2 protein-coding genes are annotated in these 606 nt (G+C 49.0%); both read left to right on the top strand.

All coding sequences use genetic code 11. The features are described from left to right. On the top strand, positions 1-263 hold a 263-nt coding region (locus ACO0K9_RS28040; RefSeq protein ID WP_422990685.1), incomplete at its 5' end, for a MotA/TolQ/ExbB proton channel family protein. A gap of 231 nt (positions 264-494) precedes the next feature. After that, positions 495-606 (top strand): ExbD/TolR family protein (locus tag ACO0K9_RS28035; protein ID WP_422980606.1); only part of this gene is annotated, 112 nt, incomplete at its 3' end.

Raw genomic sequence — 606 nt, 5'->3', positions numbered from 1 at the left:
TTGGTACAGTATGGGGTATTTACCATGCGCTGACAGCCATCGGTATGTCTGGTCAGGCATCGATCGACAAAGTAGCCGGCCCTGTGGGTGAAGCGCTGATCATGACGGCAATTGGTCTGGCAGTGGCTGTTCCTGCGGTTCTGGGTTACAACTTCCTGGTACGTCGCAACAAGAGCGCCATGGAAGAAGTCCGTACCTTCTCCGCTGACCTGCATTCCGTTGTTCTGTCCGGCAACATGGGCAAGACAGCAGCTAAAAAATAAGTCGTATCAGGTTTAAGTTAAACCAAGACCCTTAACCACAGAGGCACAGAGACACAGAGAAAAGCCACAGAGAACATCAAAAGAGAATGAAGCACCGTGCAGGTGATATCGTAAAAGTGATGCAAGTCACGACTTACCAAGAGGTTTTCCTCCTGATTTTCTCTGTGTCTCTGTGCCTCTGTGTTGAGAGGTCTTAAGGGTTTAAAGCGTAACATCGAAAGAGAACACATTATGGCAATGGCAATTGGCAATGATGGTGATGGCGAAGACGAAGTCAACAGCACCATCAACACCACCCCGCTGGTCGACGTCATGCTGGTTTTGCTGATCATCTTCCTGATCA

The organism is Undibacterium sp. Ji50W (assembly GCF_049340445.1).
Lineage (GTDB): Bacteria > Pseudomonadota > Gammaproteobacteria > Burkholderiales > Burkholderiaceae_D > Undibacterium.
This window is presented reverse-complemented; position numbering and strand designations above follow the sequence as displayed.